This window comes from Streptomyces sp. NPDC088732 (assembly GCF_044751205.1).
Classification (GTDB): Bacteria; Actinomycetota; Actinomycetes; order Streptomycetales; family Streptomycetaceae; genus Actinacidiphila.
Genome location: NZ_JBIVLI010000020.1, coordinates 125,860 through 151,979 on the forward strand (window position 1 = coordinate 125,860; position 26,120 = coordinate 151,979).

Below are 26,120 nucleotides of genomic sequence, written 5' to 3' on the forward strand. Positions count from 1 at the left end.
CGAGGAGCACCACAGGACGGACGGGCACGATGGCGGTTTGGGACGACGTGGTCGGCCAGGAACGGGTGACGGAGCAGCTCGCCGCCGCCGCGCGCGACGCCGACGCCTTCGTGACGGCCGTCGCCGGGGGCACCGCCCTGCCGTCCGCGTCGAAGATGACCCACGCCTGGCTGTTCACCGGCCCGCCCGGCGCGGGCCGCGACACGGCGGCACGGGCCTTCGCCGCCGCGCTCCAGTGCGTGAGCCCCGACCGCGCCCTGGGCGGCGTACCGGGCTGCGGCTTCTGCGACGGCTGCCACACCACACTGATCGGCACCCACGCCGACGTCGAGGTGGTCCGCACCGACCTGCTCTCCATCGGCGTCAAGGACACCCGTGACCTCGTCCGCCGTTCCGTCCTGTCCCCGGCGTCCGGCCGCTGGCAGGTCATCCTCCTGGAGGACGCCGACCGCCTGACCGAAGGCGCCGCCAATGTGCTGCTGAAGGCCGTCGAGGAGCCCGCGCCGCGCACGGTGTGGCTGCTGTGCGCCCCCTCCGTCGAGGACGTCCTGCCGACGATCCGCTCCCGCTGCCGCCACCTGGTGCTGCGCACCCCGCCCGTCCAGGCGGTCGCCGACGCCCTGGTGCGCCGCGACGGGATCGACCCCCTGGTCGCCGACGCCGTCGCCCGCGCCACCCAGGGCCACATGGACCGCGCGCGCCGGCTGGCCACCGACGAGCAGGCCAGGGCGCGGCGGGCTGCCGTGCTGAAGCTGCCGCTGCGCGTGGACGACGTCGGCGGCTGCCTGAAGGCCGCCCAGGAACTCGTGGACGCGGCGACGGAGGACGCCAAGGCGCTGGCGGAGGAGCTCGACGGCAAGGAGACCGAGGAGCTGCGCGCCGCTCTCGGCGCCACCGCGGGGGCCGGCAGCCGCATGCCACGCGGCACGGCGGGCGTGATGAAGGACCTCGCCGACCGCCAGAAGCGCCGTTCCACCCGGACCCAGCGCGACACCCTCGACCTGGCCCTCACCGACCTCGCGGGCTTCTACCGCGACGTGCTGGCCGTGCAGGTCGGCACGTCCGTGGCCATCGCGAACGTCGAGGCGCGCGACGCCGTGCAGCGTGTCGCCTCCGGCTCCCGCCCGGAGAACTCGCTGCGCCGCATCGAGGCCGTCCTCGCCTGCCGCGACGCGCTCGACCGGAACGTCGCCCCGCTGCTGGCCGTCGAGGCGATGACCCTGGCACTGCGCGCCGGCTGACCGCACCGCTCACCGCCTCCCACCCCCGAAGCGCCGCCGACCTGCTCATTTGTGCGGCGGACGGGTGATCGTCCGCGTTCCCCCGCGTCGTCGCCCGGTGCCGCGCGGGCCCTTGCTCCAGGCTGGCGTGCGGTGCCCCCGCTCCCTGTCCCCGCGGGGGTGAGCGAAGCGAGCGGGGGCGCGCCCCTGCCTCCGGCGAGGGTGCCCGCCCGTGCCCGGAGGGCTGTGGGGGACCTGCGCGAGGTGGTGTGCCGTACGTGCCCATGGTGGCCGAGGTCGTCCTTCTGTACGCATGGCCGGTGCTGGCCGGCGCCGCCGCGCTGCTGCTCGCCCGTTCGGCGCTGCGGCACTGGTGGGAGCAGCGCGCGGGACGCGTCTACGAGCTGCCCGTGGCCTACGGCGGCGCGGTGCTGCGGGCGGTCGGCGCGGTCCTGGCGGTCGGCGCCGCGGTTCTGACGGCGTCCTTCCCGCCGCTCGCGGGCCTCACCGGGCACGGCGGCGCCCGGGACACCGTCGTCGCGGCGGCCCCCGCGCCGCCCGCGCCCGCGGACGCCCGGCCCGGGCGGCCCCCGGAGCCGGAGGAGGACGACGCCCCGCCGCGCACCCTGGGCCATCCCTCCGGCGGCACCCTGGAGGAACTGGAGGACGGCACACGCGTCTGGCTGCCGCCGCAGTACGACTTCCCGAACTCCGCCGGGCTGTACTTCCCCCTGGTCGTCGCCCATCTCGACCCCGCCGACCCGGACCTGTTCGCCGGCTTCGCCGCGCAGTCGCTGCGCGGCCTGGCCGACCCCGTCGTCGTCGTACTGCCCGCCCGCTGCGGCGGCGGGGCGGTGGAACTGCCCGACGCGGTGGGCCGGCTCTACCGCGTCCTGCCGGGCCGGACCGCCCGTGCGGTGCTCGGCGTGGGCCAGGACGCCTCGTGCGTGGTGCGCCGCCAGTTGGAGCGCCCCTCCCGGTACGCGGCCGCGATCGGCGTCTCGGGCGCCTACGAACCGGACGGCCCGCAGGACATGGACGGCAGCGCAGCCCGCCCCGGCTCGCGGACGTCCGGCGCCGGCACGTACCAGGCCGGTACCGCCCCGCGCCCGCAGCTGCTGCTCGCCGTGCCGTCCGGCGAGGAGAGTGCCCGCAGTTCCGCCCTGGCCCTGCGGGAGCGGATGCGCGGGATGCCCGCCGAGGTGCGGGTGCTGGACAACATCACCCCGCGGCGCAGGCTCTTCGCGCTGGTCGCGGGGTACGTCACCGAGAAACTCGACGGGCCCGGGCGGTTGTGAACGTCTCCGTCCCTGTCGCGGAATCACCCGTATGAGGGCTGTGGATAACGGTTCGCCCGCGGCCGTGCGGATACGCTCGCAAATACCACCACGAGGGAACCGAGGCTCTGATGGACACCCCGCGCCTGCTCCGTACGTCCGGCACCGTCCTCGCGGTCGCCGGGCTCCTGCTGTCCGCCTGCACGACCGGGGGGACGAGCCATTCCGCCGCGGCCACGTCGGCCGCGCAATCGCTCAAAGCCCTGCCCACGGACATCCCGCAGGATCTGCGGCCGTACTACGAGCAGAAGATCAGCTGGCAGTCCTGCAAGGACATGCCCGGCATGCAGTGCGGCACGATGAAGGCGCCGCTCGACTACAAGCACCCTTCCGGCGGCACGGACCTCACCCTGGCCGTCGCCCGCAAGAAGGCCGCGGGCCCCGGCAAGCGCATCGGTTCCCTGCTGGTCAACCCGGGCGGCCCGGGCGGCTCGGCCATCGACTACCTGCAGTACGCCGCCTTCGGCTACCCCTCGGCCGTCACCGCCCGGTACGACATGGCCGCGATGGACCCGCGCGGTGTCGCCCGCAGCGAGCCGATCGTGTGCCTCCCCGACAAGCAGATGGACACCTTCGCGGCCACCGACGTCACCCCGGACAACCAGGCCGAGATCGACAAGCTCGTCGCCGAGGACAAGGCCTTCGCCAAGGGGTGCCAGCAGCGCTCCGGCAAGCTGCTGGAGCACGTCACCACCGTCGACGCCGCCCGCGACATGGACATCTTCCGCTCGCTGCTCGGCGACGCGAAGCTGAACTACGTCGGCAAGTCCTACGGCACCTTCATCGGCGCCACCTACGCCGGCCTGTTCCCGAAGCGCGTCGGGCACCTCGTCCTGGACGGCGCCATGGACCCGGCCGCCTCCGCCCTCGAGAGCAGCCGCGCCCAGGCCGGCGGGTTCGAGGTCGCCTTCGACGCCTTCGCCAAGGACTGCGTCGCCCGGCGCGACTGCCCCCTCGGCACCAAGAGCACCGCCGACGCCGGCCGCCACCTCGACGCCCTCCTCCGCTCCCTGGACGCCAAGCCGCTGCCCACCGGCAGCAGCCGCAAGCTGACCGAGGCCCTGGGCGCCTCCGGTGTGATCTCCGCCATGTACGACCAGAGCATGTGGCCCACCCTGCGCACGGGTCTCACCAAGGCGTCCAAGGGCGACGGCAGCGTCCTGCTCCGCCTGTCCGACGCGTACTACGAGCGCGACAACAAGGGCCACTTCTCCAACCTCATGTACGCCAACGCGGCCGTGAACTGCACCGACCTCCCGCCGGCCCTCACCAGCCCCGAGGCCGCCGACCGCGCGGTCTCCACCTTCCGCGAGGCCTCCCCGCACTTCGGCGACAACCTCGCGTGGTCCAGCCTCATCTGCGCCTACTGGCCCGTCCGCCCCATCGGCCACCCCCAGCGCATCGAGGCCCGCGGCGCCGCCCCCATCCTCGTGGTCGGCACCACCCGCGACCCCGCCACGCCCTACGGCTGGGCCAAGGCCCTCGCCGAGCAGCTCGACTCCGGCGTCCTGCTCACCTACAACGGCGACGGCCACACCGCCTACGCCCGCGGCAACGACTGCATCGACACCGCGGTCAACACCTACCTCCTCAAGGGCACCCCGCCCGCCCACGGCAAGACCTGCTGACCTGCGCAGTAGGGAGGCCTCGACCATGGTCGGGGCCTCCCCCAGAACTGTGTAGACTTGGGCCCGCTGCCGATGCGAAGCTGTCGGGAGCTCGCCGCCTTAGCTCAGTTGGCCAGAGCAACGCACTCGTAATGCGTAGGTCTCGGGTTCGAATCCCGAAGGCGGCTCACATCAAAAACCCCAGGTCGGATTGCTCCGACCTGGGGTTTCTTCATTCAGCGGATGCGGCGACGGTGGCGAGATCGGGCCGCGCGGCTGTCGGCGGTCTCAGTTCTGGTCTCAGTGGGGCCCGGATCGGGCGCCGGGGGAGCGGGTGCGAAGAACTCGCCCATGCGTCGCATGGCGTCCTTCGACAGGTGGGATCGACCCTTCACGTAGCGGCGCGTCTGGCTGATCTGGGTATGCCGCAAGATCTCCATGATCGTGGTCATGTCGACACCGAGTTCGTTCAGGATTGTGCCCGCTGTGTGGCGACTCCCGTCGTACAGACGGCGGTCGTCAATTCCTGCCTCGGCCAGGAGCTCCTTGAACTCCCCGTAGTCGGCGCGCGGGTCGAGCGGGCGTCCGTCCGGCCGTGAAAAGACGACGTCGTGTTCCTCCCAAAGCTCGCCGGCCGCCGCTCGCATCACCTCCTGTCGGGCCTGGTGGTCGGCCAGAAACGGGATGAAGACGGGCGGGATCGGGACGGCGTTCCGGCTCTTCTTGGTCTTGGGGCGAGTGAAGACGAGACCGCCCCCCTTGCGCTCCGGACAGGCGCTCGCGTGCCGCGCGCACGTCTTGGCGCAGGGCTTCGGACAGCCACGCGTGTAGCTCTTGTGCGTGGTGCAGCCGGGTGGGCACGGCTCGAAGCGGTGGAGGCGTACTCCGCACGCGTGCGGGTTGTCGCATCCGTGTCGCCACGTGAGGCGCTGTAGCTGCCACTCGGGGCGGAACAGCTCTGCGTTTAGATCGACGTACGCCCATCGCAGTCCGAGCGTCTCGCCCTGCCGGAACCCCATACCGACGCCGACGATCCACCGCATGAAGGTGGGCCGCTTCGCGGCAGTTTCGAGGAATGCCTTGGCCTCGTCCTGGGTGAAAGGGTTCGCCTCGGTCTCATCGACGCTGGGCGTGTCCACAAGCGTGGCGACGTTCTCCCTCACCATTCGGCGGCGGTGGGCAATCTTGAGCGCGCGGGACAGGATGCGGTGCACCTTCACGACGTGCGAGGGAGCGTGGCCGGCGTCGAGTAGACCGCGGTACATCCGCTCCAGGTGTTCCGGCTGCAACTTGTCGATTCGGTGTTGCCCGATGCCCGGGATGATGTCGTTGCGCGTCTTCGACCAGTAGTCATCGAGGGAGCGCGGCTTGAGCTTCAGGCTCGCGATGTCGGTGAGGTAGATCTCCATCCACCTCGCGACGGTCGGCACGCGCCCCGCCTTGGTCGCACGGCCTTCGTCGCGCTGCCGCTCCAACTCCTTAACCTTGCGCTTGATCTCGGCTTCGGTCTTGGCACGGCGGTGCCGGCGGTCAGGGCTTCCGTCGTTCTTCGCACCCATCGTGACGCGGCCGTGCCACCAGCCATCGGCGCCGAAGTAGATGGACGACTCCATGTTGGGCTTGCGGGGACTCATGGGCTCCTCCACGCGAGAGGCGCCCCGAGCGGGATACTCGGGGCGCCTCATGACGTGCTCTAGTCAGTTGGGCAGCGGGGCGAGGGTCGCAACGAAGGCTTCGAGATCGACACGTCGAATCCGGCGCGTGCGGCCGAGCTTGATGTACTTCAGGGCGCCGTCGGCCATCAGCTCGTAGACGGTGGAGCGGCCGATGGCGAGCGCCTCGGCAGCCTCCTCGGGCTTGTACAGGAGTCGGTCGACGGGGGCAGCAATCGCGGTGCTCATCCGGGGTGCCTCCTGGGCAGCTCGTCCTTGCCTTCGGGGAGTTGGGTTCGGGGTCTTAGCCCGCGTGTGTCCGAGGTGCGGATTTCTGCGTCACCTGCGTCATATGCGTCATTCGCCCCTCTGACCTGGGGCTTTGAGGTGACGCAGCACGGTGGGGGTCCGTCACCGGTGACACAGGTCTGCGTCATCGGGTGACGCAGGTGACGCAGGTGACGCGGGGTGACGCAGGAATCGGCCGTCTGCGTCACCTGCCTTTCAGCAGGTCACTGGTTGTTTTCGGGGCGCGGGTGACGCAGGTGACGCAGCGTCTCCCTACTTGGGACAAAGAGGGGGTGGTGTCTGTAGTAGTGCGCGGCTCAGAGAGTGAAGAAGGAGCCGCTTCGCGGCGCGACCCTTGCAGGGCGGCGCTGCCGCCGAACAGCAAGAGGAGCACGCGCCGGCGGGTGCTCCTCTTGCTTGTCCGTGCCGGTGCGCGGTCCGGCTAGAAAGCCGCTTCCTGCCCGGGCGGGGGCGGAGCGGCGGACGGCCGCGCGATCTCGATGTAGCGGGATGCGTTGGTGCGTCCCCAGTCGATGAGGACGCCCCGGGCGGCGAGGGTGGGTTGCAGGCGTTTGAGGCGGTCTGAGAGCACCTTGCCGGTGGTCGGCCAGCCTTTGGGCAGGGGACGGAAGTCCTCGCCCGTGTAGAGGCTTGTGAGGCAGTGCAGCCACTCGGCCGACGTCATCCGCTGCTCGCTGCCCGGGGCGATGCCGGCGGCGTGCTTCAGCACGGTCTGCGCCAACAGGTCGCCCTCGATGACGTCGTCGTTGAGGTCGTCCAGGCTGGCCCGGTAGGCAGCGAGCGCCCCCAGGCCGGTGGCCGCGTCGAGCTGCGCGCACAGGTGCGCGAAGTCGGCCATGCGCAGGTCGGTCGGGATGTCCGCCTGAGCTGCCCGCACCTGCACGGTGAGGTCCAGGAGCGAGCCGAGGATGACGGGCAGCACCTCTGCGAAGTCGGACCACAGTTCGGCTTCGGTGCGCCGGACGCGGGGGCGTTCCAGGCGGAGCGGTAGGAGGCGTTCGGCGAGGTCGGGCCGGATGACGCCGACGTCGATGCCGGTCAGGAGCAGGGGCCGGCGGTAGCCGACGCGGAAGACGTCCCCGTCGGTGAACAGGGCGCGCTTGACGTTCTCCGCTCCGGTCACGATGCAGCACATCGCGTCCGACAGTTCCGGGGTCATGTGGGAGAGGTTGTCCAGGGCGGTGACCCATCCGGCCGCCACCGCCGTGATCAGGTTTTCCTCGTCCTTCGGCGCCCGGCGCAGGTCCCCGGTCATGCCCTCGATGATCCGCACGAGCATCCGCCCACCGGTGGACTTCCCTGCCCCCTGCGGGCCGGTGAGGAACGGGGCCGGGACGGGCACGTTTGGACCCAGGCAGCCGATGAGCCACGCGATGGCCAGGCACTCGGTCTCGGCGGTGGCGAAGTTGCACAGCCGCATCAGCAGGTCGATGCCCTTGCCGTCGGTGTCCTTCACCGGCAGGGGCAGCTCTCCCGTGAGCTGGGTACGGCGCCAGCACACCTCCCGCGGGTCCGGGGTCACGATGTCCCACCCGGTGGGGTGGATGCGCACGGACTGCCCGTCGCTGCGTCCCAAGTCCAGCCACGTCGCCCCATCGAATCCGGAGGCGACGCGGATGTGCACGGGCTGCACGTCCTCGGTCATCGCCAACGCTTCGATCAGGTCCAGGGCTTCCTTCATCGCGGTGCCGTTGAACACGCCGATTCCGTCCCTGAACAGTCCGACCATGAGTTCCTGCCGGTGACTGCCCGTCGTGCCCTGCGACCGGATCGGACGGGCCACGGGGTGGCCGTTGCGCTGCGCGTACACGGTGCCGTCGGCGGTGCGGAAGTACCGGAAGTGCGCTTGGGCGTAGTCGGTGATGATCTCCCGGCCGGGGGTCTTCTCGTCGTCAGCCATGGTCACAGTCCCAACCTGATGCGGGCGTTGGTCCACGCATCGGTGCAGTGCCGGGCCGTTTCACCCTTGCCCTGAGCGGCGGTGAACAGCCGCGCAGTGTGGGCCTCGGTGAGGCAGCCGCACCGGCCGTGCGTGGACAGCACGGCCAGGAACGTCCGGTACACCGTGGCGTGCACCGCAGTGGAGGCTTCGGTGATCCGCCGCTCGGCCATGGCGATGCCGCGGTCCAGATACGCGGGCGTGCGGTGAGGGCACTGTCGACCCGTGGCCCCTGCGGGCATCGTGACGGCTTGGGACGCCGACCGAACAGCAGAGGGTTCCTTCACGGCCAGTGCGCGCACGGCATCCGGCAGCCCCGTGATGGTGCCGGTACCGGGGCCGAGCCAGCGGGCGTAGGCCATGGTGGATTTGATGTCCACGCCGGGCCGGACCGCGTTGGTAGAGGGCATCGTCCCGAGGTAGAGCCAGTGCTGACCCCGGGTGGTGGGCACGGTCCGCGTTGCGGGGAGGTTCTCGCGGGCCCACGCGATCGCGTCGGCGTTGTCCAGGTCCACGACCGCCCATCCCGCCCCGCCCGGGTGATAGGCGACTGCCTCGGCCTGCCGCCACGCACGCCGCCAGGGACCAGAGCCGACGACGTGCGGATCGGTGGACGCGGCGGCCCATGCGTGGCACGGCCCCGGGCACGAGCACGGCCCCGGCGTTTTCATGTTCGGCCGGCCGCCGCACGCGTTGTTCGCACAGCGCGCGCAGTTGCGGAACGGGACCTTGCCCGCCCGCAACGGCAGCACCGGGATTTGCGAGGCCGCGAGTTCAAGCGCAGTACGCAGGTGCTCGCTCATGCCGCCACCCCCGCTGCACGGGAAGCCAGGAAAGCGCGGCCGATCCACTCGGTGTAGGCGGGCGGGATGGCCTCGGTCAGTTCCTCGCGGACATCCGTCCACGTGATGCCCATCGCGTGCTGCATCTCCGGCACGGTGGCCTTCCCGCCCCCGGAGCCGTACGGGGCGACGTACGGTCCGTCCCGATAGACGCCGTGGCGGTACCCGCGGACGTAGCCGCGGTGCTTGGGATGGGCTGGCCGCGCCACGGTCCAGCGGCCGAGTTCGAAGTTGCGGTGGCGCAGGACTCCGAGCCGGAACATCTCCCCGCACAGGGAGAGGTCTTTGCGGATGGCGGCGCGGCCGTTGGGCTGCTCGATGACGTACGGCAGGCCCGTGGCGTCCAGCAGTTCCCGCGTGGGGGCCACGAGATCGGTGTGGGTACCGCCCCAACCCTGCGAGGCGTTGGTGCCGACCGTGAGGGCGCATCCAGCTTGGCAGGGCGGCGAGGCGTGGACGAACGCGTACCGCTCGATCCCACCGGAGGTGATGAGCGCCGCAAGCCGCTCCAATGCATCGCCCTGGTGGTAGGGGAAGGGGTAGCGGGGGCGGGCGGCGATGTCGACGCCGTCCACGGCGAATCCGGCGCGGTGGTAGCCCATGGCGGCCCCGCCGGCGCAGGAGAACAGGTCCAGCAGGCGCGGCCGGTGGCCTAACGCTCGCCGGATGTGGGTGGGTTGGGTCATGCTGGGGACCTCCAACAGGTCTGTCGTGGACTGGAGATCAGGGCGGCCCGCTTCTCGCCAAAGTCCCGGGCCGCCCTGTGCTGTGCGATCAGCCATGGAAGTGGTTGCGCTTGAAGACGGCCTTGCGGATGTTGACCGTCGTCCCCTGGTCGGCCCGCCCGGTGCGGAGGACTTGGGCGGCGATGAAGCCGCCGAAGACGACGGCGGCCAGGATGATGAGCTGATGGACCAGCGCGGCGAGTGCGGCGATGAACGTCGTCAGCAGCACCAGCCCGCCGCATACCGCGGCGAAGCCGACCCCGCCCAGCGCGATGTTCACCGCGGTCCGGGACACGGCCGGCCGCGTCTCGCGGGTCGCCGGGAGCGGGGCGGGGGTGAGGGTGTAGCCGGTGACGACGCGGCCGTCGGGCAGGACGACGCTCGTGACGGCCGTGGTGGTGTTCGGTTGGACCGGCATCAGTGGGGCCGCGTACGGCTGCACGGGGACGACGGGCATGGGCTGGTGGATGGTCACGGCCTGCTCGACGGCCGCGGGCCGGGCGGTCTCGGGGAACATGCGGAATCCCTTCTCGGCATGGCTCAGGGAGGCTGAGGCACCCCCTGTCGGGGTGCCTCTGGAGGGGGTGTTGGGGGTGCTGACCTGGGGTCCTCCCTGCCTCCCTGATGGATCATTCGTCCTGGTCAGGGGCAGGGAGGTGGGTCAGGGAGGGGGGCAGGGAGTTCTCCCTGCCTCCCTGACCCGCACCAGGTGCGGCTCCCTCTAGTCGCCAGCGGAAGCGGAACCGTCGGTGTCGCGGTTGGCGAGGGCGCGGGCGAGGCGGTCGCGGCCGATGACCATGCGGCCGTCGGACTTGTACGGCTCGGCGCCGGTGCCGTCCAGGACGCGCTTGAGGTCGATGAACGACCAGCCGCCGTAGGCGCCGGCGTTCAAGGTTGCGAGCCGCTTGAGCACGTCCTGAGTGAGCACCCGCGGCGCGTCCCCGACCACGCCGGCGATGTCCGCGAGTGGGTCGCGGTCCTCGCCGGTCGCGATGACCCGCAGCGTGGTCACGCCGTCCCGCATTGCCTTGGCCCGCTCCGCGATGCCGGCTGCGGTGTCGGTGTCGATGTAGTGGGTGCGGACCGTGATGGACGCCTGACCGGCCGGGATGGCGATGCCGTCGGAGGCGACGACGACGGTTCCCTTGTCCAGTCCGGGGCGGAGCAGGTTGGGGGCGGCGCCGCCGTCGACGGCCTTGTCCCCCAGCGCCATCCGCGCCTGCGACTCCGTGCCCAGCGCCAGTGACGCGCGGGTGTGGGCACCCTCTCGCACGAGCTTGGGGAGGTTCTGGTCGGTGGGGTCCTGGGTGCCCTGCCATAGCAGCACGTTCACCGCACGGCCCTGGTTGTGGATCTTCCGGGCGGCCATGAAGTACCGCGACGTTGCCTTGGACCCGCCGTAGGGGCGCTTGTCCTCGTCCTTGAGCGGGCACATGAACGCGACCTGCGCCTCATCGACCAGCACGATCAGGGGCGGGAAGACGCTGCCCGGCGGGGCCGTCAGGCGCCGCTCCATCTCGGTGACGCCGCTCTCGACCATCTCCGTTGCCTGGATGACGTGGTCATCGGTCGGGCCCTGGATCAGGATCGTGGCGAGGCCGTCGAACATGGCCCAGTCACCGGCACCCTTGAGGTCCGCGACCCGGAACTCAACCGCCTTGTCCAGCGCGAGCCACAGGGCGAGGGCTCGCAGGGCTGCGGTCTTGCCCTGGTTGGACAGGCCTGTGATGAGCAGGTGGCGCTGATACAGGCTCAGGCCCGCGGCGTCGCCGCGGAGGTCCTGGCCCCACGGTGCCTTGCCCTTGGCGTAGTCCGCGGTCAGCGTCTCATCGGTGGTGAGGGGCGACGGGCCGATCGGCTCGTCCAGAGCCCCGCTGTCGGCGATCCACAGCCGGACCGTGCGGGCCGCGGTGGGGATGGTGATGAACACCTCGTGCTCGTGCCGGGTCAGGTTCTCGGCGAGCTTGCGGCGCCGGTTCTGCACCTCGATCGTGGACACCCCCGACGGGAGTGTGACGTCGACCTCGACACCGCAGCCGGCGATCCGGATCGGCCCGAGCATGGAGGCGCCAGCGTCGCCCATCTCCTTGATGGCGCTGCGCAGTGCGGGAACCCCGAGGTCGCGCAGGGCCTTGACCACGATCGACGGGGTGATCGGCTCCCCCTCGCCCGACCGCACGTTGGCGGGCATCGTCCACTGCGGCGCGGTCTGCTGGTGCCGTCCGACCGCCCACAGGGCCAGCAGGGCGAGGAACGGGCCGATACGCACGAGGGGGCCCCAGACCACCTGGACGATCGTGATCATCAGGTTGATGAACTTGATCACGGCCATGATCGGAGTGACGACGTCGGTAACGTCCTTGGTCGCGATGGCCATCACGATGCCGAGGGCGATCAGGCCACCGATGCCCACACCCGTGCCGACCAGGGCGCCCTTGGCGGCGGCCACGGGCGAGTAGAGCAGGTCCATGCGCCGGCGGTGCCGGGCCGCGCGGAAACGCTGCCCGCGCTCCTCCCACTGCATCGCCTCATCGAACTGCCCCGCCGCCTCCGCCGCGCGCAGCATCCGCTCGTACCGGGCCGCGGTGCGGCCTTCCCACGTGCGGCGGACCACGATCCGCGTGCCCCCGAGCACGTACATGCCGTGCCGGACCACCGCACGCGCCACGGACTTCGTCCGCTCATGCGTCGCGGCCGTCTTCACTGCGCGGCCGGTGCGGACCCAACGCCGCGTAATCTGCGGCCGATCGGCCGCAGGTATGGGCTTGGGGTCGACCGCGGGAGGCGTGTCGGTGGAGTTGTCCTTGAACAGTCGAACGACGTTGTCACTCATGCTGCGAGGTCTCCTGACTGCCCCGCGCCGGGGGCGTCCACATCGGTGGGGTACGCGCAGGGCACACACATGCCGAGCGAGGCGGGGATGACGTAGCCCGCATCCGATCGGCAGGAAGGACAGGTACGGCGGGCGGTCATCGCCTTGGCGAGTGCGGCCCGCTTCCCGGGGGTCATCGGCCGGACCGGCTTGGCCCGGTCGACGCGGTAGAGGTAAGCGACCAGGACGCCGGACTTTCGCCGGCGGGCCTGCCGCATGAGCTGAGCCGCGACCGGCTGACCACCAGGGCGTAAGCCACGGGCGCGCAGTTGCCTGCGGGTGGCGTAGCCGTCGGGGGCGAGGCGCCACGGGAACGTGGGTACCCCCCACGTGGCGCCGGACGGGTCGTAGCACTTCCCGAACGCCGGCGACATCAGGCAACGACCTCAACGGCGTCGCCGGGGCCGTCGGTCCGCTCCGCCCGAAGCGTCTCCCGCAGGACACGCGCCTTGGCGGGCGAGGTGCGCACGGCCCGGCGGATGCCCTCCGCCGTCAGGTCCTCGATCGCCCAACTCGCGGTCGCCTTACGCGCCTCGATCAGCAACTCATCGGCTGTCCGCACCGGTCGAGGCGAACGGGCCACCTCGGGGACTCGACCGGTCGCCCCACGGGGGCGAGCCGACTCCGCAGCCGCCACAGCGACCGGAGCCGACTCGATCGACGCGACCGGCTCCACCACAGCCGGCGAAGTCGGGGCGGGAAGCTCAACCGCAACCGGCGCCGGAACAGGCGCCAGCGGGGTCGACTCTTCCAGGTCAGCCGTAGACCGATTCCTTATGGTCTCGGTAGATTCCTCCGCATTCGTGTGCGGAGTCGACTGGTGGTGCAGCACCTTGGCCACCAGGTCGGAGCCGAAGTAGATCGACCCGACCGGCAGCGAGGTGGCCAGCAGCACCAGGGCCCAGTTCGCCGGATCCCAGTCGGCCAGTCGACCCCAGTCGACCGAGCCACCGTGCAGTTCCGGAACGAGCCCGTGCACGTAGTTCAGCAGCAGCGACGCGACCGTGTACGTCGCCAGGACCCGCAGTGCGAACTTCCGGTCCCGATCGGTCAGGACCAGGGTCGCGATCAGGGCCAGGGCCATCAGGCCATCGACCACGAACGGATACAGCGTCGCCGCCGTGGCGTCCGCACCGATCGTGGTCGCCACGTCCCGCAGAGCGTTCCAGGAGACCCGAAACGCCATGCCGACGACGCCTACCAGGGCCAGCACCAGGGCGGCCCGCCCCTTGCGCTTGAGGTTCATGCGGCACCGCCTGCCCGGCCCGCGGGGCCGTTGGCCAGCGCCCGCCGGGCGGCGAGCACGCGCCGGCGGGCCCGACGCAGCCGCCGGGCGTCCACCTCGGTGGGGGTGCGGTCGAGCGTCATGATCTGCGCGTCCAGCAGCTCGACTTCCGCCAGGACGACGGGCATCTCACGCTCGATCGCGAACAGCTCGGCGTCCGACGGTTCACCATCGGACAGGAAGCCGGTAACAACCGGCTGACGTGCGGCGATGTACGCCATGGGTCACAGTTCCTTTCACGGAGGAACGGCCCGAACAGCACCCCCGGAGTTGCCGCTCCGGGGGTGCGCGCCGTAGAGCAGGAAGACCCGGCTCCCCTCAGCGCTGCTCGTACGAGACGAGCAGCGGAGGCAACCGGCCGCAGCGGTGAGCGCCGCGGAGACGTTGATGTGGTGCAGTGCGCGGACCTCTGCCGCGCTGGCCGCCTTATTGGAGGAGGCGGCGGCCTCGTCACGCTGTTCAGTTCTCAAAGAGCCAGCGCTTCCTTCGAGCCCGTTTCACGGGGCCCTCCGGGCGCGTCGGACAGGCAGGGCACACTTGAAGTAGGTTGGTCCACCTGGTCAGCTTGTTGGTACAAGCTGACAGTGATGACTCTGCACCCTCAACAGTCGGCCGTCAAGCGATTGGAGCCTCATGTACCAACAAGTTGACCGAGTGCGTCATGATGGAGCCATGAGCGAGCAGCCGAGGTACAGGCAACTGGCCGACTCCCTTCGTCGGGAGATCGGCGATGGCACCTACCCGCCGGGGTCACGCCTTCCATCGGAGAGCACGCTCTCCGCGCGGTTCGCAGCCTCGCGGAACACCGTCCGAAACGGGTTGAAACTCCTGGTTGGCGAGGGTCTAATCGCGTCCAGCCAGGGACTCGGCTACGAAGTACGCTCGCACGAGGTCTTCACGTTGAACGCCTCGAAGTTCGAGAATCTGACGTTTCCTCAGAACGGTGACGCCTACAACACGGACGTGACGAGTGCCGGACGCCGACCGCACCAGACCTTCCGAGTGGAGCTGACGCCAGCGCCGAAACAGGTTGCCGAACATCTCAAGGTGGAACCGGGGTCCACGGCAGTGCTGCGGTTTTGTCACCGGTACGTGGACGACACGCCCTGGTCTACGCAGGCTACCTACTACCCCGGATGGCTTGCAGAGGAAGCGCCGCGCCTGACCGAACCGGGCGACATTGAGGAGGGCACCACGCGGTACCTCGCTGGCCTCGGGATTGAGCAGGTTGGGTACTTTGACGAAATCGTCACGCGGATGCCCACTCCTGAGGAAGCGCGGTTGCTCGACATCGGCGCTGGCGTCCCCGTACTGCTGTGGACGCGCACTGGCTACTCCGACCAGAAACCAATCCGCTGCACCGTCACGACCTTTCGAGGCGACCTCAACCGCATGAGCTACGAGATCGGCAACCAAGCGGCGAGGAACGAAATCGCATGATCATCAAGATTGCCGAGCCTGAAGACTTGGCAGCGCTGTTGTCCTTCCGGAAGGAAGCCGCAGCATGGCTGAGCGCACTCGGTACCGACCAATGGAGCCGGCCGTATCCTGCGGATCGCCTGCTATCCACCATTATTGCGGGGACCGTCTTCATGGTGCGCGATGGCAGCACGACAGCGGCCACTATTACGCTCACTCCAGAAGCCGAAGACGGCCTATGGGTGCCGGAGGAGCTGAGCGAACCGTCTCTGTTTGTCAATAAGCTCACGGTTGCCCGCAGTCATGCCGGACAAGCGATTGGTGCCCGACTGCTTGATTGGGCGGGGGGCCGGGCCTACCTCGCATCGGCGAAGTGGCTGCGCCTGGATGCTTGGACGACGAATGAAGGACTCCAGCGCTACTACCTGCGCCAGGGATTCGAGCACGTGCGAACAGTAACCGCGGGCAGCGCAGTCAATGGGGGGCCGCGGGTCTCAGGATGGTTGGCCCAGCGTCCGGCACATCCGAGTAATCACGGATTTACCGATGAAACCCCTGCCCCCAAACCACTGTCGGCGGCCTCTTGACCTTGACGCAGCCGCGTCACGGGCTTTGGTCAATTAGATCTGACGTGCCGCCTCTACAACGATGCACTAGATCGGCAGAGGGGAGGACAGGTGGTCGAGGTCGATTTCCTCGGAGCGGCGATACTGATCGAACGAAAAGTCCTCCGCCGACGCAATCTCCGAGTAGACACATCCATCCTCTACAGCCGCAGCGACTTCAGCAGAAGATGATTTAGGTGGGGTACACATGGCCGCCCAGGCTTCTGCTAGTGCACTCCAAAGCCAGAACCTGTCTGCTGCTGTTAGCGACCCACCGGTCTCTCTCTGGAGAACTTCGGCGATCTCGCCGTGCTTACGCGAAAGCTCGGCCCCATCTTCCCCATATAGCCATTTTGCTATCTTTTCCGACGGCCCGGGAATTTCTGCATCACTTGGAAATGGGGGAAGGACGCCGGGTTCCAGAACAACCCAAAGAGTGAGCGAATGAGGCGCGTTAACCCAGTCGCCCGCGCACAACAATCGAAGTGAAGCGACCTGCTTAAGGGCCCACCCGATGGGACTGGCGTCCTTGAGCGCCTTACTCTCCGCCATAGACTGCAACGGTCGCAACCACGCTACTACCTCGTCCGGGAAGGCGAACCTGCTGAATCTCCGTCCGACCCGCTGCCCGAACTTACGAATATCGTCGATATCCTTAACGCCAGGAGTGCACTCAGATTCGACGACAATTTCCTTATTGACGGTGGCTACATACGTCAAATCGGCGAAGTGGCAATCGCCCAAAGCCGGGAGGTGCACCAGGTTGGGGCGACGGCCACTCCTACATGCTTTTGCCTCGGCTGCCGGAAGTTCTACCACGGGAACCAGGTGTGCAGTCGGGCGATCCGCCAAGACCAGGTCACAGGTTTGTGTAATTATGGCTGCGCCAAGCGGAGTCAAGACCCAATCCACGACGCCTGTCGCCACTTCGCGCGGAATTTTTTCTACGCGAACGACGTCTCCTTGGCGGTAATCACGGATTCGTTCATGCCATTCAGGCAGTGGTGCGACAGTCGCCTGCGCAGCGGATGTAGCTGTGGGCACATCCCTAAAAGACGAATCCACAGACTCCCCCTACGTTGGCCGTCAGTCAGCTTCCCCACCCAACAGTTCACTTGAAGTATAGCCGGCTCCCTGGAGGGGCGTGCCTTCCCTCCGATGGTGAGCCTGGAAGGCTTCCATCGGGCTGGGCTGCCCCGGTTCCGCCCCGTAGAGCCATGCACGCACCAGAGCGGGTTCGTCCACTGGTGCCGAACGGATGACCTGAGCCAACTCCATGATCATCTCGCTGTGTCGAGCGTTGATTCGCCTGCCAGATGCCCAGAGATGCACCGACCGCCGGCTCACATTGAATGCTTTGCCGATCTGTTCCCAGGTCAAGCCACTCTCGTCATGGATCATCTTGACCAGATCCGATGAATCCAGAGGAAGGTCAGACTTGTGGACCGTTGATTCAGCGACGCTGCTCGCACCCACACCCGCAGCGATGGGTGCAGCCGTTTGCTCGACCAGCGATGTGGCGCTCGCTACCGCCGCACCAGTGAATGTCGATGTAGCAACGGTTGCCGCACAGATGAATCCGGCAATCCAAATCCCAGTCTTGTGGGTCGTCGCTGCCGAGCCAACAGTTCGGAGCCCCGCTATAGACGGACCGGAATCTGTGTGGATTTGAAGTAGGGAATTGCTGTCACTCTGCCGTGAAACGCTCATACCGCGCCCCCAAACTGCCGCAAGAATTCATTCGTTACGGCCCAGCGGAAGAAACGATAGCCCGAGGCGGACAGTGACTCGGCCATAGCAAACACTTGCTCCGGGTCCGAGCTAACTTCCGGACTCTGATAATAAGCGTCCAGGTCAAGGACCCAACTTGACTCATCAACCGGAGGTAGGGTGGGGTCGTAAATGCCGCCCGGAGGCAACTCACCCCACTGAGCCAAAAGGCCAGCTGGGCCATCAATCGAATAGGCCGCCTGAGCCAAGGAGTGTTGCAATTTGACCTTGCGCCCCAGATTCAAACCGGACACCCCAAGAATCTCCGGACGAACAAATTCCGGAAGGCGCTGCAGGAAGCTTCGATCCGTTACTCTATTTGTGTAGCGGTATCCCAGGCGATTGTAAGCAGGAATAAAGGCGACCCTCTTTAGGGCCGCCGCAAGCTCTGAAAGAGCGCCGCAGAACTGGGTACTTCCGTCGTAGGCGGTAGTCTCTACAGCTAGACTCCCGTTGGAGAGGGACACTGTAGTTGTGCGATCCGGTGACCGGAAACGCCAAACCGGCGTCTGCCCCATTTGGGGAGATGCTTGGCCTGGCCCGATGAGCATGTTGAATTCTGCACCCTTCTCAAGATAAGGGTAACTTTGCCCAATCTCGGCGGCGAAAAGCGATGCAGCGTTCGGAGAGTCGAGGGACGCGAGGGGCTCAAAACGAAGCTGTGCCAGGACGCGCACCAGCGGTGCCTTCGGCAAAGGCACGTCTTCACAAGGATCGTCACCGAACGGCGTCTCAAGCTGGCGCGGGATCATACTTCACACACTACTTCACATCAAGGTCTCCCGTCGATGCACGGAAGGCCTGTATGGGGTTCTCAACCACTCTGACCCGCGGACGTAACCACCACGCCCACCCCCTCGCCCGCAGGAGGTGGCTTCAGAGGCCTGCGGCCCGGCCTTCTTCTCACACGGGCATGAGGCTTCGCTGTCGGTACCCCGCGGTACGCTGCATGGTCGCCAGCGAGCGACAGTCAGAGCGGGCAACCGGGCTCACCGAGCTCGGAGCACCGTCGCCCCGTTACGACACATCTGGAGACCCGAGTGCAGCCCACCAAAATCGTGGACCTCTTCGCCGGCCCCGGCGGACTCGACGTGGCAGCGGAGAAGCTTGGTGTCCCCACGGTGGGGGTCGAATGGGATCCGGCCGCGTGCACTACCCGGCGGGCTGCTGACTTGGAAACCGCCGAGGGTGACGTTCGTCTGTATGGGCCCTCCGATTTTCCCGAGGCCGACGTGTTGGCTGGCGGGCCCCCGTGCCAGACCTTCACCGTGGCGGGAACGGGCGTCGGCCGCAGGGCCCTGGACGACGTTCTGAGGTTCGTCGAACGGCTCGTTGCCCGAGAAGACCGTGAAGAGATCGAGAAGGACCTTGCCAAGCTGGACGACGAGCGGACGGGGCTCGTCCTGCAACCGCTCATGTGGGCGCTCGATGCCATCGACAAACTCGACCGCCCTTACCGGGCAATCGTCCTTGAGCAGGTGCCTGCTGTACTTCCGGTGTGGAAGGCATACGGGAAGGCATTGGTCGAGGAGGGCTATCAGGTCGACTGCGGCATCCTGCACACCGAAGCATTCGGCGTCCCGCAAACCCGTCGGAGGGCGGTCCTGATCGCCCGATACGGCAAGGATCCAGTGACGCTCCCGTCAGCTACCCACCGCATCTACCGCAAGGGCGTCGCTCGCGACTCCGGGGACACGAACCTGTTGCCGTGGCGGACCATGGCCGACGTGATCAGCCGACCGATCGACTTCGAGGTCATCTCCAACTACGGCACCGGGGGCGACCCGAAGGCCCGTGGTCGCAGGCGGTCCGCAGAGCCGTCCGCCACGGTCACAGGGAAGATCTTTCGCAACCGCGTAGTGGGCCTGGACGGCTCCGAACTCAAACGATTCTCCTTCCCCGAAGCGGGCCGTCTTCAGACCTTTCCGATCAACTACCCCTGGTCCGGACGTGACGTCGGTCAGCAGATTGGCAACGCCGTGCCTCCTCGGCTGGCTATGCATATCCTCAGCGCCGCGTTCGGCTGGGACAGCCCCAGCGAAGACAAGCTGCAAGGCCTTGACACGTGGACGGTTCACCAGCCCGCCGAGGATGCATCTCTCGCCGATTGACGGTCGCGCCCGCCGCGTTGGGGCTCAGGGCCTGCTGCCAGACTTCAGTGCGTGACGATACAAATGGGTCTGCCGTTCCCGCAGGATGCTGCTCAGGCTGGCATGCAGGAGTCGCGTGCGTTGGCAGCGAAGCACTCGCGCCGCAACACCTTCCGCACTTGGGATACTCCGCACGAGGCCATGAGCAAGGTGCCGCGCGAGTGGCGGATCCAGTCCAGCCTTACGCAGAACGTCCCCGATGACCTTGCCCCGTTCGTGGAGTGGTTCTACAACCAGCCGGAGGCGCGAGAGCGCTTCCGGTGGGCGCTCCGTGACTCACTCGATGAATTGCTCGATGGGCAGCGGACGGGTCGCTGGGCGTACCAGCACCTGACGAAGACCGAGAAGACCTATCTCGGCACGGCCGTCGAGGTGAACCTCACCAAGGAGTTCGCCATCGACAACGGCACCGACCTCGACTGGTCCATCGCCGGCCTCGACATCGACTGCAAGTTCTCCAAGGATCTCGGCGGCTGGGAGATTCCAATGGAGATGTATCTGTGCACTGACCACGGCGAGCGGGGTGGTCGGGCCAACCATGCCGCAGTCGTGACCTGGATGAACGACGACACCAGCCAGTGGGCCGCGGGCATGGTGCGGATCACCGATGAGCGCCTGCGCTGGAAGAAGGATCGGGATGCAAACGGCGACCGCGTCCGTGCATACAACCGAGACAACAAGCGCAAGCTCTCCGACGGCGCCAAGTCCGAGGTGTACTGGCTCTGGGGTGGGCTCCAGAGAGATCTGCCGACGAACCTGCTGCGCCACTTGGATCCCAAAGCACGCGAGCGGATTCTCACTGCATCACTGCCACGCCGACGGACGTCGGGCCAGCAGCGGGTGAACCAGCTATTCCGCGAGGTACAAGATCGGCTCGTTGGCCGACAGACCGTGTTGACCGTCGGCCAGCAGGACGACGCGCCGAAGCGGGCCCGCGACGCCCGTATAGCTCTGCGCCCGAAGGGCATCGTCGTGCTGGGTCATCAAAACTCACACCCCTATGTCGCCCATGCGCTCGGATTGCCCGTACCGATCAAAGGTGAGTGGATTTCCACACTTCTTGTTCCTGTCTCATCTGACGACGCGCGACCAAAGTTCTCGCTGGACGGCCAGTTCTGGGGGCGCGCTCGCGAGGAGGAGCTGTCGGATCCCGAGCCTGTTCCGGCGCCTGATCTTCATGACAAGCTGAAGATTGATGGGCAGCCCGCTTGACCTGGCTCTGGTCCCCCAGGTGTCCTGCAGCAGAGCGCGACACATGAGATACGGCGGGTCATACAGGGCGAACGGAGCCCGCTGCAGATCTGACGCCCCACCACGCTGAGGCCCTCGCCGCTGGGCCGCTCGTTGTCCCGGTCTTTGTCCAGTGCAGTGACGCACGCCTTCGTTCACCGCTGTACGCGCACCCCGTATGACCTGCCTCATGAATCCCTGTGCACACCCCCGGACAGCCGCGCGCACAGTTGGAAAGCGTGTTGGGGGCAACCCCTCACGAGTTCGAATCTCGTATCCTCTGCCAGACAGGTTGTCGAAGGGCCCCACCGGTCGCGGTGGGGCCCTTCGACGATCTCCGTCTCAGTTGGCGGTCGGTTCCACGGCTGGTGACCGAGGCGGTGGTACCGGCGCCGCGTTCTGGCTAAGGGCGGGTCACGGACGGATCGTTGTGTTGTCTCCGGTGACGGCCGTGCCGATTGTCCGTGCGGCGATGGACCGTTCACCGGACGCAGTGATCGTCACCGCACGGGTCGGGGGAAGCTGGGCGGCTAGTTCGGCAAGCAACTGCGGATTCTCCCTTAGCGTCCGCTTGATCTGCTGACGTAGCGCGGCAGCAGCATCGGCGTCCTCCGGCTCCTCGGCCGCCTCACGCACCGCCGCCTCCAGCTCGGGCCGTCCGGCCGGGCTCCGGCGCCGCCAGACTGCGTGCAAGATGCTGCGCCCTGCATTTGCCGTGGCTCCCACTGCAGCGTCCTCAGCTCGGGCCAGTACTCCCGCACCATAGGTACTCAGAGCCGCGCTTAGATACGGCCCTGCCTGCTCCAGAAACTGCACGATCTCCAGACTCACAACCCACCCCCGAAATCTGTCAATGACTGACGCCAGGGCATCAGATTAAGCCGCCCAGCCAGCGTGTACGCGGCAACTCTGCATTCGCGGAACGTCGACCGGTCTTACTCCACACGAGCCAGCGAACACCTTCCCAATCCTGGAGCTGCCTGATTAGGCTCCCGACTGCCAGATCGCTGACCAGGGAACGGAGAACTTCAATAGAGTACTAACGGTCAGGCCGCGACGTGGCGTTCTCGGCTGCGTCGATCTTTGTGCGGATCTGAGCGACGAGCGGGTTCTCGGGGCCCAGGGTGGGCTCGATCCGGCCGAGGGCTACGCGATAGACGGCGATCGCTTTTTGGTGTGCGCCGGCTTCCTGGTGGGTGTCCGCCAGGGTGAGTTGGGCGTTCAGGACGTTGGGGTGGTCGCCGAGGGTCTGCTGCCAGTGGGTGAGGTTGGCTTCGTACAGCGGCACAGCCAAGTCAGGTTGGTCATTGGCTCGGTAGATCTCAGCCAGGTACTGCCGTTGCTTGCCTGTGTCCGGGTGGGTGACACCGAGTTCCTTCTCGGCGAGCGCAACGCTGTGTTCCAGCAGTTCGGTCGCCCGGGGGAGGCCGCCGGACCCGCAGAGGGCGCGGGCCAGCATGGCGGTGCAGTGGAGTGTTTGCGAGTGGACGCGGCCGAGTTTGGCCTCCAGCTGGGTGCGGACGTCCTCCATGACGGCGACTGCCTGTGCCGCGTTGCCGGACTCCAGATGAGCGGCGGCTAGGGCCGTCCGGCTGGTGACCGTATGCGGGTGCGTGTCGCCGAACATGAGGCGGGCGTTCCGCACGGTGGCTTCGAGGAGTTGGACGGCGCGAGGGGCGTTGCCGACGTCGAGGTGGGCGATGGCCAAGTTGCTCCGACACACCACGGTGTGCGGATGGTCCTCGCCCAGCGACTGGATGCACCGTTCCAGCGTCGACTCCGCGAGGGTCACGCCCCGCACCGGATCGTCTGTCTGGCGCAATGCGTCTGCCAGGCTGATGTAGTTGGCCAGAGTGTCCGGGTGGGACCCGCCGAAGACCTGCTCGCACTGGGCGACGACGGTCTCGTAAAGCGGGACGGCGCGAGCCGGGTCGCCCAAGGCGAGGTGGGCCTTCGCGAGGCCGCTTCGGGTAGCGAGGGTATGGGGGTGGGTCTCACCGAGCAGCGCGACACGGTGCTCAAGGACGTTGTCGTACTGGACGATCGCCCGTCCGGCGTCGCCCGCGGCCTGGTAAGCCTGTGCCAGCCCGTTCCTGGTGGTCAGGGTCTGGGGGTGGTCGTCGCCGAGCAGGTGGGCGCTCTGCGCGGCCGCGGTCTCCAGCAGAGGGAGCGAACGGGACGGGTTCCCGACGTCCCGGTAGGCGCAGCCGAGGTTCGCGCGGACAACGATGGTCTCCGGGTGCGCCTCGCCGTACACCTCTTCGCACCGGACCAGGGCCGTTTCGAGGTGCTGCGCCGCCTTGTCGGGGCGTCCGGCGATCGCATAGGCGTAGGCGAGGTTGTTCCGGCTGGTGATGGCTTCGGGATTGCTGTCGCCGAAGGCCTGCTGCCATTGGCCGAGGACGGCGGTGTACATCGGAATGGCGCGGGACAGATCGCCTGCGGCGAGGTAGGCCGCCGCAAGACCGCGCCGGCTGGACAGCGTGGCAGGGTGAGTTGGTCCTAGGGATCGCTCATACTGCGTGAGGGTCGCTTCATGCAGGGAGACGGCGCGATCCAGGTCGCCGGACTCCGCGTAAGCGTGCGCCAGTTCCTGGCAGCTGATGAGAGTGTCGGGGTGGTCGCTGCCAAGTGCTTGCCTACGTCGGGCCAACGTCTCCTGATGGAGTGTGATGGCACGATCCAGGTCGCCAGCGTCACAGTAGGAGTTGGCGAGGTTGGAGTTGGCGGTCAGCGTGCCCGGGTGGGAGTCGCCGAAGACTTGCGCGTACTGGGCGACCAGCGGTTCGAGGATCGCGATGGACCGTTCGAAGTCCTTGGCCCCGTGGTAGGCGTTGGCCAGGTTCGCACGGACCTTCATGGTGATTTCGTGCTCGGCGCCGGCGAGCGCTTCGCAGAGGGCGAGGGACGCCGTGAGCAGCGGAACGGCGCGGTCTTCGTGACCGAGGCCCCGGAGATAGTTCGCGGCAGTCGCGTACCGTCCGGCGGGAAAGGTGTCAGCGTGTCCGTCAGGTGTGGTTGCCGCGAGCGCGACGACGTGCGGTACCAGCCGGTCCCAGGCGGCGGAGCGGCCAGAGTCGGGCGGTTCTCCTAGCGGGGCGACTGCAGCGCTCAGCAGTTGTTCGGCCTCTAGCCTGCCAGCTGGCGCGCTATCACCGATGGGCGCTTGGTTCCGGAGTGCGGTCTGGACGAGGCGGTGGACGCTCACAGAGTCCTGAGTGAGGGAGACCATACAGTAGGCAGCAAGCACCCCAAGGGCCTCGTGCAGGTCGTCGCTGTCGACGGTGATAGGGGTCAGTAGTCCAACTGGGATGTCGTCGGGGGCCAACCACGCCAGTGTGGACAGGACGCGGACTGCTAGGGGGTTGCGCTCCGTGAGGGTGCTGATCGTCTGGCGCCAGATCCGGGCGACGGTGCGCTCTGGGTCTACACCTTCGGGGGCCTTGTCCAAGGTGCCTGACAGCTTTCGGCGGAATCGTTCCATGCTGATCGTCGGGTTCTGCCCGAGGTAGGCCCCGGCCTGCATCAGTGCGATGGGCAGCTGTCCCAGGTCGGCTGCGAGGGCCTGGGTCTCCTGGATCTGACGGGGGGTCGGCGAAGTCGCGCCGAGCACCTGGCTGTGGACGAGTTCACTCGCTGCAGCTAGGTCGAGTACGTCGAGGACCAGCGTTGCGACGGAAGTCGGCCAGCTAACTGATCGTCGGCTGGTGGCGATGACATGACCGCTAGATGTGCTGACGTAGGGCTGCAGGTCGGCCGGATTCTCAACGTTGTCGAAGACCAGTAGCCATCCCGGATGCCACTGCAACCACAGCATCGCCCAGGCGACGCGTTCTTCGGTAGACGCGCTGCCGGCCCATACAGGGATCAGGCGCAGAGCGAGGTCGGCCAGCGATTGCTCGATTTGGACGGGTGATGCGGCGGCCATCCACCACGTCACGTTGTAGTCGCGGCGGTGTCCGTGGGCATACGCAAGCGCGAGGGTGCTCTTGCCGACGCCGCCGAGACCCTGGACGACGGCAGTCCCGGTGGCCGACTGCCCGAGCGTGCCGTGCAGCGAGCCCAGCTCGCTCGTGCGGCCAAAACACAGGGGGCGCGGTGGCAGGTTGGTGAGTCCGACAGGTGCTTGGACATCGCGTGCCGAGTCCAGCAAATTGGCCGTCAGAACGGTGACCGGCCCTGTGATTGCCGTCCCGATGCTGTGCGCGGCGACGGAGCCAGCCCCCATCGCCTCGAAAGTGAAGTCCGTCATCGCAGGCCCCGCCGACTCTCGTGGCGAACGGTGACCGTGACCGTCGACCTTTCTTTGCCCGACGGCATACTGCGTGCCCCCATCTCAGTCCCCCCTGCAGACCGGCTGGATGTCTCGCTCTCCAGCGCGGAGAGTACGCGCTCCCCTCTGTCGGTTCAGTATCGGCTGAACGACGCGGAAAGGTGACTGGATTCGGGACTTGGCCGCTGATCCGATCGTCGATGGTGAGGCCGGGCGCGCCTCCTGCAGGAGCCAGCGTCTCAAGATTCCTCAGTCTCAGTTGTGGGCTCAGTTGGCGGGGAATCTGGGGTGGTCCTCCTTCGTCCGTAGTCGTCCGACATCAACACTGACCAGGTGTTCCGTCCTCTTGGTGGATGCCTGAGGAAGCCGACGGACCAAGATCCGACAACTCGTAATGCGTAGGTCTCGGGTTCGAATCCCGAAGGCGGCTCGTCGTGAAACCCCAGGTCACATTTGCCTCTGACCTGGGGTTTGCTGTTGCTCGGGCGTGGCTGGATGCGCGGGCAGGATGCCGTGAGCTTGCTTGGCTGAGCGATGCGTGAGCGGAGGGGCTCAAGGGCCTACTTCTTGGGCGTTCGACGCGTGGCCTTCTTCTTGCCCTCGCCGGGCCTGCTTGGCCTTCTCCTTCTCCGCGGCCTTGCACGCCACCTCCTCGGCCTCGGACTTTCGGCGGAGAGGACCAGTTTCCCCGTGGCCTCGGCGGCGCTCTTGCCGACCTGGGGCAGGACGCTCTGGTAGATGTCCCGAGTGGCCCGGGTGTCGCTGTGCCCGAGGGTGTCCGACACGATCTTGATGTCGATGTCGGCTGCCAGCATCAGAATGGCCGCGCCGTGCCGCAGATCAGCCCGGGAACAAGGACCGCCCGCGGCTTTAGGGTCTCCGTGA

Annotated in this window: 23 protein-coding genes and 1 tRNA gene; 8 read left to right on the forward strand and 16 right to left on the reverse strand. The window is 67.7% G+C overall.

Annotated features, from left to right (window positions below; all coding sequences use genetic code 11):
* Positions 1-29: 29 nt before the first annotated feature.
* The 4 genes from ACIP9H_RS30595 to ACIP9H_RS30610 all read left to right on the forward strand — a co-directional run bounded on the left by ACIP9H_RS30595 (position 30) and on the right by ACIP9H_RS30610 (position 4,352).
* On the forward strand, positions 30-1,241 hold the full coding sequence (locus ACIP9H_RS30595; RefSeq protein WP_401961954.1) for a DNA polymerase III subunit delta': 1,212 nt from the start codon (positions 30-32) through the stop codon (positions 1,239-1,241).
* Positions 1,242-1,489: 248 nt separating this feature from the next.
* Positions 1,490-2,518, forward strand: coding sequence for a hypothetical protein (locus ACIP9H_RS30600; protein WP_401591991.1), 1,029 nt, complete (start codon positions 1,490-1,492; stop codon positions 2,516-2,518).
* 110 nt (positions 2,519-2,628) lie between these two features.
* Complete coding sequence (locus ACIP9H_RS30605; RefSeq protein ID WP_401591993.1) at positions 2,629-4,185, forward strand: alpha/beta hydrolase; 1,557 nt, start codon at positions 2,629-2,631, stop codon at positions 4,183-4,185.
* A gap of 93 nt (positions 4,186-4,278) precedes the next feature.
* Positions 4,279-4,352 (forward strand) — tRNA-Thr (locus ACIP9H_RS30610).
* A gap of 48 nt (positions 4,353-4,400) precedes the next feature.
* Here the strand turns inward: ACIP9H_RS30610 and ACIP9H_RS30615 are convergent.
* From ACIP9H_RS30615 to ACIP9H_RS30660, 10 genes are all read right to left on the reverse strand, one after another.
* The gene (locus ACIP9H_RS30615; RefSeq protein WP_401961958.1) at positions 4,401-5,798 is read right to left on the reverse strand and encodes a tyrosine-type recombinase/integrase; all 1,398 of its coding nucleotides are present in this window, start codon (positions 5,796-5,798) and stop codon (positions 4,401-4,403) included.
* Between the two features lie 63 nt (positions 5,799-5,861).
* On the reverse strand, positions 5,862-6,065 hold the full coding sequence (locus ACIP9H_RS30620; RefSeq protein WP_401961961.1) for a helix-turn-helix domain-containing protein: 204 nt from the start codon (positions 6,063-6,065) through the stop codon (positions 5,862-5,864).
* Between the two features lie 481 nt (positions 6,066-6,546).
* On the reverse strand, positions 6,547-8,025 hold the full coding sequence (locus tag ACIP9H_RS30625) for an ATP-binding protein (protein WP_401961964.1): 1,479 nt from the start codon (positions 8,023-8,025) through the stop codon (positions 6,547-6,549).
* Positions 8,026-8,027: 2 nt separating this feature from the next.
* The gene (locus ACIP9H_RS30630; RefSeq protein WP_401961967.1) at positions 8,028-8,867 is read right to left on the reverse strand and encodes a bifunctional DNA primase/polymerase; all 840 of its coding nucleotides are present in this window, start codon (positions 8,865-8,867) and stop codon (positions 8,028-8,030) included.
* Positions 8,864-9,592: a DNA methylase gene (locus ACIP9H_RS30635; RefSeq protein ID WP_401961970.1), complete on the reverse strand. Its 729-nt coding sequence runs from the start codon at positions 9,590-9,592 to the stop codon at positions 8,864-8,866. The genes ACIP9H_RS30630 and ACIP9H_RS30635 overlap by 4 nt, the downstream gene beginning before the upstream one ends.
* Positions 9,593-9,680: 88 nt before the next feature.
* Complete coding sequence (locus ACIP9H_RS30640) at positions 9,681-10,148, reverse strand: hypothetical protein (RefSeq protein WP_401961973.1); 468 nt, start codon at positions 10,146-10,148, stop codon at positions 9,681-9,683.
* A gap of 204 nt (positions 10,149-10,352) precedes the next feature.
* Positions 10,353-12,464 carry an ATP-binding protein gene (locus ACIP9H_RS30645; RefSeq protein WP_401961976.1) on the reverse strand — a complete coding sequence of 704 codons (2,112 nt, stop codon included), beginning with the start codon at positions 12,462-12,464 and terminating at the stop codon, positions 10,353-10,355.
* Positions 12,461-12,877, reverse strand: a complete 417-nt coding sequence (locus ACIP9H_RS30650; protein WP_401961979.1) for an RRQRL motif-containing zinc-binding protein — start codon at positions 12,875-12,877, stop codon at positions 12,461-12,463. The genes ACIP9H_RS30645 and ACIP9H_RS30650 overlap by 4 nt, the downstream gene beginning before the upstream one ends.
* The gene (locus tag ACIP9H_RS30655) at positions 12,877-13,749 is read right to left on the reverse strand and encodes a DUF2637 domain-containing protein (RefSeq protein ID WP_401961981.1); all 873 of its coding nucleotides are present in this window, start codon (positions 13,747-13,749) and stop codon (positions 12,877-12,879) included. Before ACIP9H_RS30655 ends, ACIP9H_RS30650 begins: the two co-directional genes overlap by 1 nt.
* Positions 13,746-14,009, reverse strand: a complete 264-nt coding sequence (locus ACIP9H_RS30660) for a DUF6284 family protein (RefSeq protein WP_401961984.1) — start codon at positions 14,007-14,009, stop codon at positions 13,746-13,748. The genes ACIP9H_RS30655 and ACIP9H_RS30660 overlap by 4 nt, the downstream gene beginning before the upstream one ends.
* Before the next feature lie 451 nt (positions 14,010-14,460).
* Here ACIP9H_RS30660 and ACIP9H_RS30665 point away from each other — a divergent pair, with 451 nt between their 5' ends.
* The gene (locus ACIP9H_RS30665; RefSeq protein ID WP_401961987.1) at positions 14,461-15,228 is read left to right on the forward strand and encodes a GntR family transcriptional regulator; all 768 of its coding nucleotides are present in this window, start codon (positions 14,461-14,463) and stop codon (positions 15,226-15,228) included.
* Positions 15,225-15,794, forward strand: coding sequence for a GNAT family N-acetyltransferase (locus tag ACIP9H_RS30670; RefSeq protein ID WP_401961990.1), 570 nt, complete (start codon positions 15,225-15,227; stop codon positions 15,792-15,794). Before ACIP9H_RS30665 ends, ACIP9H_RS30670 begins: the two co-directional genes overlap by 4 nt.
* A 66-nt stretch (positions 15,795-15,860) precedes the next feature.
* On the opposite strand, the gene ACIP9H_RS30675 is transcribed toward ACIP9H_RS30670, so the two are convergent.
* From ACIP9H_RS30675 to ACIP9H_RS30685, 3 genes are all read right to left on the reverse strand, one after another.
* On the reverse strand, positions 15,861-16,877 hold the full coding sequence (locus ACIP9H_RS30675) for a hypothetical protein (RefSeq protein ID WP_401961992.1): 1,017 nt from the start codon (positions 16,875-16,877) through the stop codon (positions 15,861-15,863).
* Between the two features lie 21 nt (positions 16,878-16,898).
* Positions 16,899-17,288 carry a hypothetical protein gene (locus ACIP9H_RS30680; RefSeq protein ID WP_401961994.1) on the reverse strand — a complete coding sequence of 130 codons (390 nt, stop codon included), beginning with the start codon at positions 17,286-17,288 and terminating at the stop codon, positions 16,899-16,901.
* Between the two features lie 230 nt (positions 17,289-17,518).
* Positions 17,519-18,334 carry a TIGR04255 family protein gene (locus ACIP9H_RS30685; protein WP_401961997.1) on the reverse strand — a complete coding sequence of 272 codons (816 nt, stop codon included), beginning with the start codon at positions 18,332-18,334 and terminating at the stop codon, positions 17,519-17,521.
* A 288-nt stretch (positions 18,335-18,622) separates the two neighbouring features.
* Here ACIP9H_RS30685 and ACIP9H_RS30690 point away from each other — a divergent pair, with 288 nt between their 5' ends.
* Both ACIP9H_RS30690 and ACIP9H_RS30695 read left to right on the forward strand, forming a co-directional pair.
* Positions 18,623-19,693 carry a DNA cytosine methyltransferase gene (locus ACIP9H_RS30690; protein WP_401962000.1) on the forward strand — a complete coding sequence of 357 codons (1,071 nt, stop codon included), beginning with the start codon at positions 18,623-18,625 and terminating at the stop codon, positions 19,691-19,693.
* Between the two features lie 51 nt (positions 19,694-19,744).
* Entirely contained in the window at positions 19,745-20,944 is a 1,200-nt protein-coding gene (locus tag ACIP9H_RS30695; RefSeq protein WP_401962003.1) for a NaeI family type II restriction endonuclease, read from the forward strand.
* Between the two features lie 432 nt (positions 20,945-21,376).
* On the opposite strand, the gene ACIP9H_RS30700 is transcribed toward ACIP9H_RS30695, so the two are convergent.
* From ACIP9H_RS30700 to ACIP9H_RS30710, 3 genes are all read right to left on the reverse strand, one after another.
* Positions 21,377-21,598, reverse strand: a complete 222-nt coding sequence (locus tag ACIP9H_RS30700; RefSeq protein WP_401962006.1) for a hypothetical protein — start codon at positions 21,596-21,598, stop codon at positions 21,377-21,379.
* A gap of 403 nt (positions 21,599-22,001) precedes the next feature.
* A complete protein-coding gene (locus ACIP9H_RS30705) occupies positions 22,002-25,214 on the reverse strand; it encodes a tetratricopeptide repeat protein (RefSeq protein ID WP_401962009.1) in 3,213 nt (1,070 codons plus the stop codon).
* Positions 25,215-25,795: 581 nt separating this feature from the next.
* Positions 25,796-26,050 carry an integrase gene (locus tag ACIP9H_RS30710; protein ID WP_401592017.1) on the reverse strand — a complete coding sequence of 85 codons (255 nt, stop codon included), beginning with the start codon at positions 26,048-26,050 and terminating at the stop codon, positions 25,796-25,798.
* Positions 26,051-26,120 lie beyond the last annotated feature (70 nt).